At 69.4% G+C, this 15969-nt stretch carries 6 protein-coding genes and 3 rRNA genes; 1 reads left to right on the top strand and 8 read right to left on the bottom strand.

The genetic code is table 11. The features are described 5' to 3' along the window. Window positions 1–476 precede the first annotated feature (476 nt). The gene (locus IHE55_RS18590) at window positions 477–1742 is read left to right on the top strand and encodes a hypothetical protein (RefSeq protein WP_197990046.1); all 1266 of its coding nucleotides are present in this window, start codon (window positions 477–479) and stop codon (window positions 1740–1742) included. A gap of 554 nt (window positions 1743–2296) precedes the next feature. Here IHE55_RS18590 and rrf read toward each other — a convergent pair. The 8 genes from rrf to IHE55_RS18550 all read right to left on the bottom strand — a co-directional run bounded on the left by rrf (window position 2297) and on the right by IHE55_RS18550 (window position 15164). After that, window positions 2297–2413: ribosomal RNA gene (rrf, locus tag IHE55_RS18585) — 5S ribosomal RNA — on the bottom strand. A gap of 72 nt (window positions 2414–2485) precedes the next feature. Beyond that, window positions 2486–5612, bottom strand: a 23S ribosomal RNA gene (locus IHE55_RS18580). A gap of 282 nt (window positions 5613–5894) precedes the next feature. After that, window positions 5895–7423: ribosomal RNA gene (locus tag IHE55_RS18575) — 16S ribosomal RNA — on the bottom strand. The 16S, 23S and 5S rRNA genes sit together here, the layout of an rRNA operon. A gap of 704 nt (window positions 7424–8127) precedes the next feature. Then, window positions 8128–8787 carry a hypothetical protein gene (locus tag IHE55_RS18570; RefSeq protein WP_197990045.1) on the bottom strand — a complete coding sequence of 220 codons (660 nt, stop codon included), beginning with the start codon at window positions 8785–8787 and terminating at the stop codon, window positions 8128–8130. A 108-nt stretch (window positions 8788–8895) separates the two neighbouring features. After that, complete coding sequence (ahcY, locus tag IHE55_RS18565; protein WP_197992103.1) at window positions 8896–10353, bottom strand: adenosylhomocysteinase; 1458 nt, start codon at window positions 10351–10353, stop codon at window positions 8896–8898. Between the two features lie 642 nt (window positions 10354–10995). Further along, window positions 10996–11952 (bottom strand): cation diffusion facilitator family transporter, encoded by a 957-nt coding sequence (locus tag IHE55_RS18560; RefSeq protein WP_197990044.1) that lies wholly within the window; start codon window positions 11950–11952, stop codon window positions 10996–10998. A 194-nt stretch (window positions 11953–12146) separates the two neighbouring features. Then, window positions 12147–13364, bottom strand: a complete 1218-nt coding sequence (gene manA / locus IHE55_RS18555; protein ID WP_197990043.1) for a mannose-6-phosphate isomerase, class I — start codon at window positions 13362–13364, stop codon at window positions 12147–12149. Between the two features lie 477 nt (window positions 13365–13841). Beyond that, on the bottom strand, window positions 13842–15164 hold the full coding sequence (locus IHE55_RS18550; RefSeq protein ID WP_197990042.1) for an SIS domain-containing protein: 1323 nt from the start codon (window positions 15162–15164) through the stop codon (window positions 13842–13844). Window positions 15165–15969 lie beyond the last annotated feature (805 nt).

Raw genomic sequence — 15969 nt, 5'->3', positions numbered from 1 at the left:
TAGGTGATTCATGCCACTGACCTGGGCAGACGTGCGCTGCGGACGGTGACGGTGCGCCGACGCCCGGTTCCACCGGTGTCAGCGGTCGGATGTCGGCCGGACCCTCCGCACGGCGACGGCGCGGCGGGAGCCGCGCGGCCGGGGGCGAGGGATCACGGCCTCGTACGGTACCCGGCCGGACGCCTCGGTGTGCACCTTCCCGCCGTCCCGCCCCCGGCCTTGGACAGCCGGGCCGTGCGCAGACCCCCCGCGGAAGGCGCCGGCCCTGGCGTGCGTCCCCACCCCGGGACGACGGGAACCGTCCGCCCGGCCTGCGCGGACGGACGGGTACACGGACCGGAATGCGCGGCAGGCGCACGCCGCGGGGGACGCGGCGCCGCACCCGCGGGCCCGCCCCGGACCAGGGGGTCCCGTGGCACGATGGCAGCCGACCGGCCACCGCCGCACCGGCGGCGGGGCAGCGAGAAGGAGCGACGATGAACGACACTCCGGGCCCGCCGCCCGGGTCCTCCTCCGCCGACGAGCCCGAGGACCGCGGCGACGGTCGGCGCGGGGAGCCCGGCCGGCCCGCGCCTCAGGACGGCCCGCCGCAGCAGCCTGTGTGGGGCGCCAAGTGGGCCGAGCGGCAGCCGCCCGCCGGCCGGTGGACCGCCCCGGGCGGCGGCACCGCGCCCCCGCCTGCCGTCGGCGGGGCCCCGCCCGGCTGGGGAGGCGGTTGGGCCCCGGCGATGACGGCACCCAGGCCCGGCACGATCCCGCTGCGCCCGCTGGGCGTCGGCGAGATCCTGGACGGCGCCGTGGCGACCGTGCGCGCCCACTGGCGCACCGTACTGGGCATCGCCCTGGCCGTGGCCGTCGTCACCCAGACCCTGGCCACCCTGGCGACCGGCCTGTGGCTCCGGGACGTCTCGGGCCTGGAGGACCTGGACGACGACACCCCGACCGCGGAGCAGACCCTCGACGCGATCGGCGGCACCCTGGGCAACGGGGCGACCGTGCTGATCGGGGTGCTGGCGACGGTGGCGGCCACCGCCCTCCTCACCGTGGTGACCGGCCGTGCGGTCCTGGGCCGCGGCATCGGCGCCGGCGAGGCCTGGCGAGCCGCCCGCCCGCAGCTGCCCCGGTTGTGCGGCCTGGTGCTGCTGCTCCCGCTGATCGTCTTCGGGGCACTGCTGGCCGGCTTCGCCCCGGGCGTGCTGCTGGCGCTGGCCGGTGCGGAGGAGGCGGGCGCCGCCCTGGCACTGCTCGGCGGCTTCGCCGGCCTCGGCGCCGGGATCTGGCTGTGGATCCGGTACAGCCTCGCCGCGCCCGCGCTGATGCTGGAGAAGGCGGGGGTCACCACCGCCCTGCGGCGCTCGGCCAAGCTGGTCCGCGGGGCCTGGTGGCGGGTGTTCGGCATCCAGCTGCTGGTCCTGGTGATCGTGCTGGTGGTCGAGGCGGTCGTCGAGATCCCCACCAGCATGGTGGCGATGGCCTTCGGCGGCGACAGCGCCACCGACTGGCTGTCCGGCGAGGACACCTCGGTCAGCTGGACGTTCCTCGCCGTGATCGGTCTCGGCGGCGTCCTGAGCACCACCCTCACGCTGCCGTTGACCGCCGGGGTCACCGCGCTCCTCTACATCGACCAGCGGATCCGTCGCGAGGCCCTCGACCTGGAACTCGCCCGCGCCACCGGTGTCCCGGCGGACGGCGTACCGAAGCCACCGCACGGTCCCGGCCCCGGCCCGGACCGGACCGGCTGATTCGAGACGACGTCGCCCCCGGGCCGGTGCGCCGGCCCGGGGGCGACGTATGTCGGTCCCGTGTCCACGAGTCCGGGACGCTGGTGATGAGGCAGAGCCACGTTGCGCTCCTGCCAGAGATACGCGGCCGCGGAACACGCAGAGGAAGTCGCACAGGCAGGCGTCCTCGCACGCCCCGTTGGGTGCTCGTGCCCGCCGTTCGCCTCGGGGCGCCCGACCATTCCGGCGCCGCCGGATCATCACCCCCGGGTGAGGCCGCCGGCGCCCTATGAACCGGCCCGCCTACGGCGGCCCGGAGCCGCACTCTCGGGGCTGAGAACGATGGCTACCCCCGCACAGACCACGACTCCATATCCAGGACGAGCCGATTCCGGACGGGCCTCCGCGACAGCACGACGCGCCGGAGCCGGATGAGCCCCTCAGACAACACACCGCAGCCGGCCCAACCCGGGAAAACCCCGCAGAAAAGACTCCGGGCAGAGGTCCACGTGGAACTGCACAAACGCAAAAAGGCTCCGGTCGGGACCGAAGTCCCGACCGGAGCCAGAAAAATTGTTCGGCGGCGTCCTACTCTCCCACAGGGTCCCCCCTGCAGTACCATCGGCGCTGAAAGGCTTAGCTTCCGGGTTCGGAATGTAACCGGGCGTTCCCCTAACGCAATAACCACCGAAACACTATGAAGTTAACCAACCGGACACAACACGGTCGTTACTTCAGAACCAACACAGTGGACGCGAGCAACTGAGGACAAGCCCTCGGCCTATTAGTACCAGTCAACTCCACCGGTTACCCGGCTTCCATATCTGGCCTATCAACCCAGTCGTCTACTGGGAGCCTTACCCCATCAAGTGGGTGGGAGCCCTCATCTCGAAGCAGGCTTCCCGCTTAGATGCTTTCAGCGGTTATCCCTCCCGAACGTAGCCAACCAGCCATGCCCTTGGCAGAACAACTGGCACACCAGAGGTTCGTCCGTCCCGGTCCTCTCGTACTAGGGACAGCCCTTCTCAAGACTCCTACGCGCACAGCGGATAGGGACCGAACTGTCTCACGACGTTCTAAACCCAGCTCGCGTACCGCTTTAATGGGCGAACAGCCCAACCCTTGGGACCGACTCCAGCCCCAGGATGCGACGAGCCGACATCGAGGTGCCAAACCATCCCGTCGATATGGACTCTTGGGGAAGATCAGCCTGTTATCCCCGGGGTACCTTTTATCCGTTGAGCGACGGCGCTTCCACAAGCCACCGCCGGATCACTAGTCCCGACTTTCGTCCCTGCTCGACCCGTCGGTCTCACAGTCAAGCTCCCTTGTGCACTTACACTCAACACCTGATTGCCAACCAGGCTGAGGGAACCTTTGGGCGCCTCCGTTACCCTTTAGGAGGCAACCGCCCCAGTTAAACTACCCACCAGACACTGTCCCTGATCCGGATCACGGACCCAGGTTAGACATCCAGCACGACCAGAGTGGTATTTCAACGACGACTCCACACACACTGGCGTGCATGCTTCACAGTCTCCCACCTATCCTACACAAGCCGAACCGAACACCAATATCAAGCTATAGTAAAGGTCCCGGGGTCTTTCCGTCCTGCTGCGCGAAACGAGCATCTTTACTCGTAATGCAATTTCACCGGGCCTATGGTTGAGACAGTCGAGAAGTCGTTACGCCATTCGTGCAGGTCGGAACTTACCCGACAAGGAATTTCGCTACCTTAGGATGGTTATAGTTACCACCGCCGTTTACTGGCGCTTAAGTTCTCAGCTTCGCCTGGTCGAAACCAAGCTAACCGGTCCCCTTAACGTTCCAGCACCGGGCAGGCGTCAGTCCGTATACATCGCCTTACGGCTTCGCACGGACCTGTGTTTTTAGTAAACAGTCGCTTCTCGCTGGTCTCTGCGGCCACCCCCAGCTCACCGAGTAAATCGGATCACCAGAAATGGCCCCCCTTCTCCCGAAGTTACGGGGGCATTTTGCCGAGTTCCTTAACCATAGTTCACCCGAACGCCTCGGTATTCTCTACCTGACCACCTGAGTCGGTTTAGGGTACGGGCCGCCATGAAACTCGCTAGAGGCTTTTCTCGACAGCATAGGATCATCCACTTCACCACAATCGGCTCGGCATCAGGTCTCACCCTCATATGAGAGACGGATTTGCCTATCTCTCGGGCTACACCCTTACCCCGGGACAACCACCGCCCGGGCTGGACTACCTTCCTGCGTCACCCCATCACTCACCTACTACAAGTCTGGGTCATCGGCTCCACCACTCCGAGATCACCCGAAGGATCACCCGGCGGCTTCACGGACTTAGCATCGCTCGCCTCGATGTTTGGCGCTTCAAAGCGGGTACCGGAATATCAACCGGTTGTCCATCGACTACGCCTGTCGGCCTCGCCTTAGGTCCCGACTTACCCTGGGCAGATCAGCTTGACCCAGGAACCCTTAGTCAATCGGCGCACACGTTTCTCACGTGTGAATCGCTACTCATGCCTGCATTCTCACTCGTGAACCGTCCACAACTACCTTCCGGTGCTGCTTCACCCGGCACACGACGCTCCCCTACCCATCACAGTCCCCGTTGGGGGTATGTACTGCAATGACACGACTTCGGCGGTACGCTTGAGCCCCGCTACATTGTCGGCGCGGAATCACTTGACCAGTGAGCTATTACGCACTCTTTCAAGGGTGGCTGCTTCTAAGCCAACCTCCTGGTTGTCTCTGCGACTCCACATCCTTTCCCACTTAGCGTACGCTTAGGGGCCTTAGTCGATGCTCTGGGCTGTTTCCCTCTCGACCATGGAGCTTATCCCCCACAGTCTCACTGCCGCGCTCTCACTTACCGGCATTCGGAGTTTGGCTAAGGTCAGTAACCCGGTAGGGCCCATCGCCTATCCAGTGCTCTACCTCCGGCAAGAAACACACGACGCTGCACCTAAATGCATTTCGGGGAGAACCAGCTATCACGGAGTTTGATTGGCCTTTCACCCCTAACCACAGGTCATCCCCCAGGTTTTCAACCCTGGTGGGTTCGGTCCTCCACGAAGTCTTACCTCCGCTTCAACCTGCCCATGGCTAGATCACTCCGCTTCGGGTCTTGAGCGTGCTACTCAACCGCCCTATTCGGACTCGCTTTCGCTACGGCTTCCCCACACGGGTTAACCTCGCAACACACCGCAAACTCGCAGGCTCATTCTTCAAAAGGCACGCAGTCACGACACACCGAGCAAGCTCGATGTGCGACGCTCCCACGGCTTGTAGGCACACGGTTTCAGGTACTATTTCACTCCGCTCCCGCGGTACTTTTCACCATTCCCTCACGGTACTATCCGCTATCGGTCACCAGGGAATATTTAGGCTTAGCGGGTGGTCCCGCCAGATTCACACGGGATTTCTCGGGCCCCGTGCTACTTGGGAGATGAGCAAGCAAGCCACCACGATTTCAGCTACGGGGGTCTTACCCTCTACGCCGGGCCTTTCGCATGCCCTTCGCCTATCGCAATGGTTTCTGACTCGCCCAGCCGCCGGCAGACGACTGAAGCTCATTCCCACAACCCCCTGAGCGCAACCCCTGCCGGGTATCACACACTCAAGGTTTAGCCTCATCCAGTTTCGCTCGCCACTACTCCCGGAATCACGGTTGTTTTCTCTTCCTGCGGGTACTGAGATGTTTCACTTCCCCGCGTTCCCTCCACACTGCCTATGTGTTCAGCAGCGGGTGACAGCCCATGACGACTGCCGGGTTTCCCCATTCGGACACCCCCGGATCACAGCTCGGTTGACAGCTCCCCGGGGCCTATCGCGGCCTCCCACGTCCTTCATCGGTTCCTGGTGCCAAGGCATCCACCGTGCGCCCTTAAAAACTTGGCCACAGATGCTCGCGTCCACTGTGCAGTTCTCAAACAACGACCCGTCCCCCGTCACCCCCACACCACGTGCGGAGTTCACCGAGACCGGCATCGAGAAGGGCGAGCAGCGCTCGCACCCTCAGACACCCAACAGCGTGCCCGGCCCACCCGGCCGATCAGACCCACGTTCCACGCCGAAGCAGTACTAGTGGTTCCACCGAACCAGATGCGCCGAATAGTCAACGTTCCACCCATGAGCTAACCGTGCGAGACATTCGCTCGCAGTCGGCCATGTGCTCCTTAGAAAGGAGGTGATCCAGCCGCACCTTCCGGTACGGCTACCTTGTTACGACTTCGTCCCAATCGCCAGTCCCACCTTCGACGACTCCCTCCCACAAGGGGTTGGGCCACCGGCTTCGGGTGTTACCGACTTTCGTGACGTGACGGGCGGTGTGTACAAGGCCCGGGAACGTATTCACCGCAGCAATGCTGATCTGCGATTACTAGCGACTCCGACTTCATGGGGTCGAGTTGCAGACCCCAATCCGAACTGAGACCGGCTTTTTGAGATTCGCTCCACCTCACGGTATCGCAGCTCTTTGTACCGGCCATTGTAGCACGTGTGCAGCCCAAGACATAAGGGGCATGATGACTTGACGTCGTCCCCACCTTCCTCCGAGTTGACCCCGGCAGTCTCCTGTGAGTCCCCATCACCCCGAAAGGCATGCTGGCAACACAGAACAAGGGTTGCGCTCGTTGCGGGACTTAACCCAACATCTCACGACACGAGCTGACGACAGCCATGCACCACCTGTACACCGACCACAAGGGGGGCACCATCTCTGGCGCTTTCCGATGTATGTCAAGCCTTGGTAAGGTTCTTCGCGTTGCGTCGAATTAAGCCACATGCTCCGCCGCTTGTGCGGGCCCCCGTCAATTCCTTTGAGTTTTAGCCTTGCGGCCGTACTCCCCAGGCGGGGAACTTAATGCGTTAGCTGCGGCACGGACAACGTGGAATGTCGCCCACACCTAGTTCCCAACGTTTACGGCGTGGACTACCAGGGTATCTAATCCTGTTCGCTCCCCACGCTTTCGCTCCTCAGCGTCAGTATCGGCCCAGAGATCCGCCTTCGCCACCGGTGTTCCTCCTGATATCTGCGCATTTCACCGCTACACCAGGAATTCCGATCTCCCCTACCGAACTCTAGCCTGCCCGTATCGAATGCAGACCCGGGGTTAAGCCCCGGGCTTTCACATCCGACGTGACAAGCCGCCTACGAGCTCTTTACGCCCAATAATTCCGGACAACGCTCGCGCCCTACGTATTACCGCGGCTGCTGGCACGTAGTTAGCCGGCGCTTCTTCTGCAGGTACCGTCACTTTCGCTTCTTCCCTGCTGAAAGAGGTTTACAACCCGAAGGCCGTCATCCCTCACGCGGCGTCGCTGCATCAGGCTTTCGCCCATTGTGCAATATTCCCCACTGCTGCCTCCCGTAGGAGTCTGGGCCGTGTCTCAGTCCCAGTGTGGCCGGTCGCCCTCTCAGGCCGGCTACCCGTCGTCGCCTTGGTAGGCCATTACCCCACCAACAAGCTGATAGGCCGCGGGCTCATCCTGCACCGCCGGAGCTTTCCACGCGCAGACCATGCGGTCACGCGTCATATCCGGTATTAGACCCCGTTTCCAGGGCTTGTCCCAGAGTGCAGGGCAGATTGCCCACGTGTTACTCACCCGTTCGCCACTAATCCCCCACCGAAGCGGGTTCATCGTTCGACTTGCATGTGTTAAGCACGCCGCCAGCGTTCGTCCTGAGCCAGGATCAAACTCTCCGTGAATGCTTCCCCGTGATCGGGGCATCACTCGCGTTGAGCGGAACCGTCAGGAGGAATAGTCCCAACGGTTCACAGCGTCCTCGCTGTGTGTGTTTCTTCAAAGGAACCTCGACTCCCGGTCATTCACCGGCCCGGAGACGGGGTATCAACATATCTGGCGTTGACTTTTGGCACGCTGTTGAGTTCTCAAGGAACGGACGCTTCCTTCGTACTCACCCTCTCGGGCTTTCCTCCGGGCGCTTCCCTTCGGTGTTTCCAACCTTACCAGATCCGTTTTCCGTTCCGTTCCCGGTTCGGATTTCATTTCCGGTGGCCGTTGGAGTGGCCTGCCGCTCGACGGTTTTTTATTTCCGCCGTTCGGTGGTTTCGACTTTATCAGAATCACTTCCGCCGACCTAATCGGCGTTTGCGTTCCAATGCTTTCGAAGGTGCCCACCGGGCTCACTGTCCCGGCGGAGCGTCGTAGACGCCAACGGCTACGGGGGGCTCGCCCCCTCTCGTAACCGTTAAAACCTACCTCCCCTGCCCACCCGTGTCAACAGGTGTCTCGGGGCGAACAGGAGATTAGCAGCTCCTGGCGGTCGGATGCACATCACGCCGCCGGGGGCGGGCGGAGCGTCCTCCGGGCGGCGGTGTCCGCCTGGCGCCGTCCGGTCCGGAGCGTCCGCCGTGCGGGCTCCGCCGTCCTGGCCCGGCACCGGCCGGTGTCAGGGGAAGACCGAGGGCGGGGTGTCGAGGTCCTCCAGCTCGACGCCGGGCGCGGCCAGCACCACGTCCCCCGCGATGTACACGCTGTACCGCTCCCCGGTGTCCAGGGCACTCACCTGGTACTCGTCCACCATGAGCGGTCCGGTGCCGGCGTCGTGCGCGGTCCGGGCGACCAGCGCCCAGGACTGGTCCACGGTGCGCGGTGCGAGGACCGGGGCGGTGAGGGCCACCAGGCGGACGCGGGTGGCGGGCCCCCCTGGGGCCAGGCGCAGCAGCCGGGAGGTGGCGACCAGGAACGCGGGGGACGCGCCGGTGAAGGCGTGCGCGGCGACGTTCCCCTCGGTCGCGTGTTCGCCGGTGGGGTCGGTCCGTACCCAGGTGATGCCGTCCAGGGCGGCGCCCCGGACCCGCCAGTCGGCCGCGCGCAGCTCCAGCCGGACCGGGCGGCCCAGCTCGTCCAGGGCGAGATCGACGGAGCCGGTGACGGACGGGCCGTCGGCGGCGCCGTGCGCAACGTCCGCGGCCGGCGCCGTCCCGGCGGGGGCGGTGAGCTGGGAGACGTAGCGCCAGCCGGTGGGCCCGGGGGCGCAGTGGAAGTGCTCTTCGCCGAGGGGGGTGTGGTCGTGGGGGTCGTGGAGCGAGTAACGGCCGCGGGGCATGGTCGGTCCTTGGGGTGCCGACGGATCAGGCCCCCGCCTGCCCGGCGGGGGCCTGAAACCGACCGGTCGGCGAGGCCGACCGGGGAAACCGGCCGGCCTCGCCGGGGCTCAGTAGCGGTAGTGGTCGGGCTTGTACGGGCCCTCGACCGGGACGCCGATGTAGGCGGCCTGCTCCGGGCGGAGCGTGGTCAGCTTGGCGCCGAGCGCGTCCAGGTGGAGCCGGGCGACCTTCTCGTCCAGGTGCTTGGGGATCACGTAGACGTCGGTCGGGTACGACTCGGGCTTGGTGAACAGCTCGATCTGGGCGATCGTCTGGTTGGCGAAGGAGTTGGACATCACGAAGGACGGGTGGCCCGTCGCGTTGCCCAGGTTGAGCAGCCGGCCCTCGGACAGCACGATGATCGTCTTGCCGTCGGGGAAGGTCCAGGTGTGGACCTGCGGCTTGACCTCGTCCTTGACGATGCCCGGGACCGCGGCCAGGCCGGCCATGTCGATCTCGTTGTCGAAGTGGCCGATGTTCCCCACGATGGCCTGGTGCTTCATCCGGGCCATGTCGGAGGCCATGATGATGTCCTTGTTGCCGGTGGTGGTGATGAAGATGTCCGCGGTCTCCACCACGTCGTCCAGGGTGGCCACCTGGTAGCCGTCCATCGCGGCCTGGAGCGCGCAGATCGGGTCGATCTCGGTCACCACCACGCGGGCGCCCTGGCCCCGCAGCGACTCCGCGCAGCCCTTGCCGACGTCGCCGTAGCCGCAGACGACCGCGACCTTGCCCCCGATGAGGACGTCGGTGGCGCGGTTGATGCCGTCGATGAGCGAGTGGCGGCAGCCGTACTTGTTGTCGAACTTCGACTTGGTCACCGAGTCGTTGACGTTGATGGCCGGGAAGAGGAGCGTCCCCTCGCGGTGCATCTCGTACAGGCGGTGCACGCCGGTGGTGGTCTCCTCGGTGACGCCCCGGATCTCGGAGGCCAGCCGGGTCCACTTCTGGGGGCTCTCGGCGAGGGTGCGGTTGAGCAGCTCCAGGATGACCCGGTGCTCCTCGTTCTCGGCGGTGTCCACCGAGGGGGCCGCGCCGGCCTTCTCGTACTCCACGCCCTTGTGGACGAGCAGGGTGGCGTCACCGCCGTCGTCCAGGATCATGTTCGGGCCGCCGGTCTCGGCGTCCGGCCAGGTCAGGGCCTGCTCGGTGCACCACCAGTACTCTTCGAGGGTCTCGCCCTTCCAGGCGAAGACCGGCACGCCCCGGGGGTCCTCCGGGGTGCCGTCGGGGCCGACCGCGACGGCCGCGGCGGCGTGGTCCTGGGTGGAGAAGATGTTGCACGAGGCCCAGCGGACCCGGGCGCCGAGCGCGACCAGGGTCTCGATCAGGACCGCGGTCTGCACGGTCATGTGCAGCGATCCGGTGATACGGGCGCCGGCGAGCGGCTGGGCCTCGGCGTACTCGGCGCGGATCGCCATCAGGCCGGGCATCTCGTGCTCGGCGAGGGTGATCTCCTTGCGGCCGAAAGCGGCCAGGGACAGGTCGGCGACCTTGAAGTCCTGACCGTTGGCGGCGGTGGTCATGAGGTTGTCCTCCATGGGTTCGAGCGAGAGTGGTCTCGGCTGGGCATGCGGTGGCGGAATTCCTGCGCGGTCCCGCGTACGCACGGCTGTGCGCGTACGCGACGAACCGGTGCACCGCGCGGGATCGCGGGTGCATCCGTCACTCACAGCGCAGTCCGTCGAAGGCCCTCTCTCCCTCGGACGGTCCGCGTACGGACCACCCGACCGCCATCAGCAGCGACGTCTGGCTCTGGTCACGAATCTACACCGGGGGGCGCGGTCCGCCCCAGCCCGAGGGGGCGGACTTCGGCCGGGCCGGCGCGCCCGCGAGCGCCGGCGCCTGCCGGTGGTACCGGGCTGTGACGGGCGTACGCCGGGGGTGGCGAGCCGGGTGGGCGGGGGCGGTTCCCGCGCCCGGATGCCGGACGGGGACCGGGGACGGGCGGACGCCGGCGGTGGGCGGCCGTGGGGGGGCGCCCGCGGCGGGGGCTGCGGGAGGGGGGTGCTGCGGCGAGCCGGTCCTGGGAGCACCCCGGGCGGCCGGCCTGCGGGTGCCCCTACGGGCCGGCGCCCGGGAGATGCGGGGTACGGAGCGCGGGGTGTGCGGGTCCGTGTCGGGGGCCGGCCCGTGGGGTGGGGCGGGCCGGCCCCGGGGGCGGGTGGTCAGGGGGCGGGTGACCAGGTGACCGTGGAGCCCGACGCGGCGGCCTCCGCATTGAAGATGTCCGGTTCCAGGTAGATCACCCGGGCGATGGGCACGGCCTCGCGGATACGGGCCTCGGCGGCGTCGATGGCGCGGGCGATGGTCTCGGCGGTGTCGTCGTGCCTGACCGCGATCTTCGCGGCGACCAGCAGCTCCTCCGGGCCGAGGTGGAGGGTGCGCATGTGGATGAGGCGGGTGACGGTCTCCCCGTCCACCACGGCCTCGCGGATCCGGGCGACCTGGTCCACGTCGGCCGCCTCACCGAGCAGCAGCGACTTGGTCTCCACGGCGAGGACCAGGGCGATCAGCACCAGCAGGGCCCCGATGCACATCGTGCCGACGCCGTCCCACACCCCGTCGCCGGTGGCCAGCGCCAGGCTGACCCCGCCCAGGGCGAGGACGAGGCCGACCAGCGCGCCGAGGTCCTCCAGGAGGACGACGGGCAGCTCGGGGGCCTTGGCGCGGCGGACGAACTGGCGCCAGCCCAGCGCGCCCCGGACCGCGTTGGACTCCTTGATCGCGGTACGGAAGGAGAAGCTCTCCGCGACGATGGCGAAGACCAGGACGCCGACCGGCCAGTACCAGTGCTCGATCTCGTGCGGGTGCTGGATCTTCTCGTAGCCCTCGTAGAGGGCGAAGACGCCGCCGATGGTGAACAGCACGATGGAGACGAGGAAGCCGTAGATGTACCGCTCGCGCCCGTAGCCGAAGGGGTGCTCCGGGGTGGCCTCCCGCTTGGCCTTCTTACCGCCCAGCAGCAGCAGTCCCTGGTTGCCCGAGTCGGCGAGCGAGTGCACGCCTTCGGCGAGCATCGACGCCGAGCCACTGACCGCCGCCGCCACGAACTTGGCCACCGCGATGGCCAGGTTCGCGCCCAGCGCGGCGACGATCGCCTTGGTTCCGCCTGATGCACTCATACGAGCCGGTTATCCCTTCCGCCTGTCGGCACTCCTGCTGTCTCCCACCGTGTCACGGCGGGCCATTGTCGCAGCTCATCCGCGCACGGCCGGAGCGGCGGTGCCGGGCCGCGACCGCGGCGCGGGGAGGGCGGTGCCGGGCCGCGGCCCCGGTCCGCGCATCGGACCGCGGCCGTGGCGCGGAAAGGGCGGTGTCAGACGACGACCGTGGCGCGGAAGAGGGTGCCGGCCCCGGCCGCCTCGACGCGCTCCCCCGCCGGGACGAAGACCGACTCCCCGGGGCCGAGGGACACGTCCGCGCCGGGCCGGCCGGCCGGCGCGGCGGTGGCGCGCAGCCGGACCGTCCCGGCGGTGCAGAGCAGGATCTGCGGGGCGGTGGCGGGCAGGGCCCGGGGCGCGGCGCCCTCGGCCCACACGTGGCGGGAGAGCCGGAAGTCGTCGACGGGGGTGTCGTACACCTCCTCGCCGTCCGGGTCCGCCTCGGGCCGCAGCACGGCGGGCGGGCCGCTCTCGAACCGGACCACCCGCAGCAGCTCGGGGACGTCCACGTGCTTGGGGGTCAGGCCGCAGCGCAGCACGTTGTCGGAGGTCGCCATGATCTCCACGCCCAGGCCGTCGAGGTAGGCGTGCGGCACGCCGGCGCCGAGGTAGAGCGCCTCGCCCGGCTGGAGCCGGACGTGGTTGAGGAGCATGGCGGCGATCACGCCCGGGTCCCCGGGGTGGTGCCGGGCGAGGACGGCGTACGCGGCGTAGGCGTCGGCGTGCGGCCCGCCGAGGCCGCTCAGCCGTTCGGCGGCACGGGCGGCCTGCTCCACCGTCTCCGCCATGGCCGCCCGGTCGGCGGTGAGCACGGCGGTGAGCAGCTCGCGGAGCGCGTCCGCCTCGGGGTGCGCGTGCAGGATGTCCACGTACGGCTTGAGGGAGTCGATGTCGAGGGCGGCCATCACCTCGGCGGTCTCCTCCGGGGCCCGGAAGCCGCACAGACCGGTGAACGGCGTCAGGGCGCAGATCATCTCGGGCTTGTGGTTGGGGTCCTTGTAGGTGCGGTGCGGCGCGTCCAGCGGCACGCCCCGCGCCTCCTCCCCCGCGTGGCCGGCGCGCGCCTGTTCCCGGTCGGGGTGGACCTGGAGGGACAGCGGTGCGGCGGCGGCGAGCAGCTTCACCAGGAACGGCAGCTCCGGCCCGAAGCGGCGCACCGCCGGAGCGCCGAGTTCGCCCTCCGGGTCGGCGGCGATGACCTCGGTGAGCGGTGCCGGGCCGGCTCCCCGGTCGACCCTTGACGGCGCCGCCGGGTGGGCCCCCATCCACAGCTCGGCCTGCGGCTCACCGGTCGGCGGGACGCCGAGGAGCTGAGGGATCGCGGTGGTGGAGCCCCAGGCGTAGGGGCGCACGGTGTTCGCGAGGCGGTCCATGGTTCGCTGCGTTCCTCACTGTGTCGTACGGGTCGTGCGGGTGTGCGGGGCGTGGGTGCACGTCCCGTCCGGGGTGCCGGGCCGGTGCCGGTGCCGGTGCCGTTCCGGTGCCGGTGCCGTTCCGGTGCCGTCCGGTGCCGTTCCGGTGCCGGTGGGCGTTGGTTTGCCGCGGCCGCGTTCGGTGCGGGTCCGGTCCGGTACCGCCGGCCGTCCCGTGCCGGTGCCGGCCCGTGCCGGTGCCGACCGGTGCCGGTTCCGGGCCGGCGTGGGCCGGTGGCGTCGGCGTGCGGTCCGGCCGTGCGCGGTCCGGTGGCGGGCCGGGCCGGTGGCGCCGGCGTGCGGTCCGGCCGCACCCGGTCCGGTGGTTCCGGTTCGGTCCGGTCCGGCCGGCGGTCGGCGCCGTTGGTGGCACCGGTCGGCACCCGCCCGTGACCCGCCTGCCGGGTCAGCCGGGTGAGCGCCATCCACCGCCCGTAGTCATGATCTCTCTGCGGAAGCGAGCGTCAGGTAAACGGCGGCGAAATCCGCGATGGCGAGAAGCTCCGCCGCGCTCTCCAGGGGGGTGCCGTCGGCCGGTTCCAGCTCGCTTATCGGGGTGTCGTGGGCGAGCGCCAGTTCGCGGGCGGTCGGGACGGCGGAGTTGCCGGGCGTCTGCTGGTCACGGAAGAGGACGATGCGCGCGTGCAGCGCCTCGGGGTCCTCCACCCGGTCGCGGAAGAAGTCGTCGGGGTCGGCGCCGCCCGCGAAGGCGCCGGTCAGCAGCGCGCCGTGGGCGGCCAGTGCGCCAGGCAGCTCGGCGGCGAGGGCCGGGCGGCCGGCCAGCGCGGCGAGCAGCCCGGCGAAGCGGCGCCCGGCCGCACCCGCCACCGGCCCCTCGGTCCACACCAGGGGCAGGGCCCCGGCCAGCTCGGCGGCGAGGGCCTTTGCGGGGTTGGAGTACGTGGCGATGGCCGGGCCGCAGCGTTCGGCGACCCGGTCCAGCCGGTCGGCCACCCGGGCGAGCGCGTCCGGCGGCGCGTCCACCAGGCCGATGCGGTCCACCAGCGACAGGAGCGGGGTGAGCAGGGCCCACAGGGTGCTGGGCAGCGCGGGTCCGGTGCTCTCGTCGGGGGCGGTGCCCGGCGGGTCGTCGGCGTGTCCGGTGGGGGCGTGCGCCGGGTGCCGCGCCCCGGTGGCGTCCGGGCCGCCGTCCTCGGCCGTGTCCGGCGTCCGGGGGTCGAAGGCCCCGGCGGCCGCGGCCTGGTCCTCCTCCGACGCCTCGCCCTCCGCGTCGTACGCGTCGGTGGCGTAGGGGGTGGCGAGGTAGCCCGCGACGGCCAGCGGCACCGCCAGTCCGCGCGCCTGGCCGACGGCCTCGGTGAGCGGGGAGCGCCCGGGCGCCACGGCGGCGATCGAGCAGCCCCGGCGGTACGCCTGTTCCACCAGGCGCGGCAGGCCCGGCTCGGACCCGTCGGGGGTGGCGATGAGCAGCAGGTCGAGCGGCCCGGCCCAGCCGGGCAGGGTCCAGCGCAGCGCCCCGGGGGCGGGGGCCACGCCGGCCGGCGCGATCAGGCTGACCGGGCAGCTGCCGCCGGTCCACGCGGCGAGCAGGTCGGCCGTGCAGCTGCCGGCCGCGCCCGGACCCGCGACCAGCACCGCGCGGGGGCGTCCGTCCGGCCGCAGGCCGGGGATGCCGGCCTCGGCGGCGTGCCGGGCGGCGGAGCGTACCCGGGCACCCGCTTCGGCGGCGCCGCGCAGCAGCCCCCGGGTGTCGGCACGGGCGAGGGCGTCCGGGGCATCGAGAAGGGATTCGTCGAGCATCGGGCTTGGGCCTCCGATCGCCGTAGCGGTGCGGTGTGTGGGGTGCGTCGCGGTGCGGTCGGTGCCGCCGCGCCCGGGTCACGGCCGACGCCACGCACCGCGTGCCGGTGGTACGGAGGGCACTGCCGCGCCCGGGTCGTGCGGTGGGCCTGCCGCGCCCGGGTGGTGCGGTGGGCCCCGGTTCCCGCGCCGGCTCGTGGGGTCGCCGAGGTCGTGCGCCGGGCGGCGGTACGGCGCACGGTCCCGTGGACCCGAACGTACCCCGGGCGGTACCGCTGTGTCCCCGTGTACCCCGCCCTCGGCGATCTCCGCGTGGCGCGGCCGGACGCGTTCACGGTGCGGGGCGCCGGGTCCGGTGCTTCGGGTCCGGAGGCCTCGGGTCCGGGTGCCGGAGATACCGGGGGTCGGGGGTCCGCGTGTCGCGCGGACCTGGGCGATCCGGGCGAACCCGGGGCGGGCGGCGGTTCCGGGCGACGGCGGGCGGGGAGGTGGTGGGTTCGGTGGCCGGGCGATCGGCGGGCAGGGGCGCCCGGCGGCCGGAACGAGCGACCGACGGCGGCGGTCGACAGTGACGGTCGGCGGCGGTGGGCAGCGGCCGGCGAGCAGGAATCGCGACGGTGGCCGGTCGCGTCATCGCCCGGCGACGCGGTGTCGCGCCGGATGCCGCCGGAGCGGCGGTCAGGTTCGCGCGCCGGCACCTGGTGCGTGACGCGGCGGACGGACCGCGGAGCGTGGTCGCGACCGGCCGGTGCACGGTCAGGCCAGGAAGACGGGCACGCCGAGGGGAACCGGGAGCCCGGAGCCG

Source organism: Streptomyces pactum (genome assembly GCF_016031615.1).
GTDB classification, from domain to species: domain Bacteria; phylum Actinomycetota; class Actinomycetes; order Streptomycetales; family Streptomycetaceae; genus Streptomyces; species Streptomyces pactus.
Note: the sequence above shows the minus strand (reverse complement) of the source record. Positions and strands in the feature narration are given on the sequence as shown.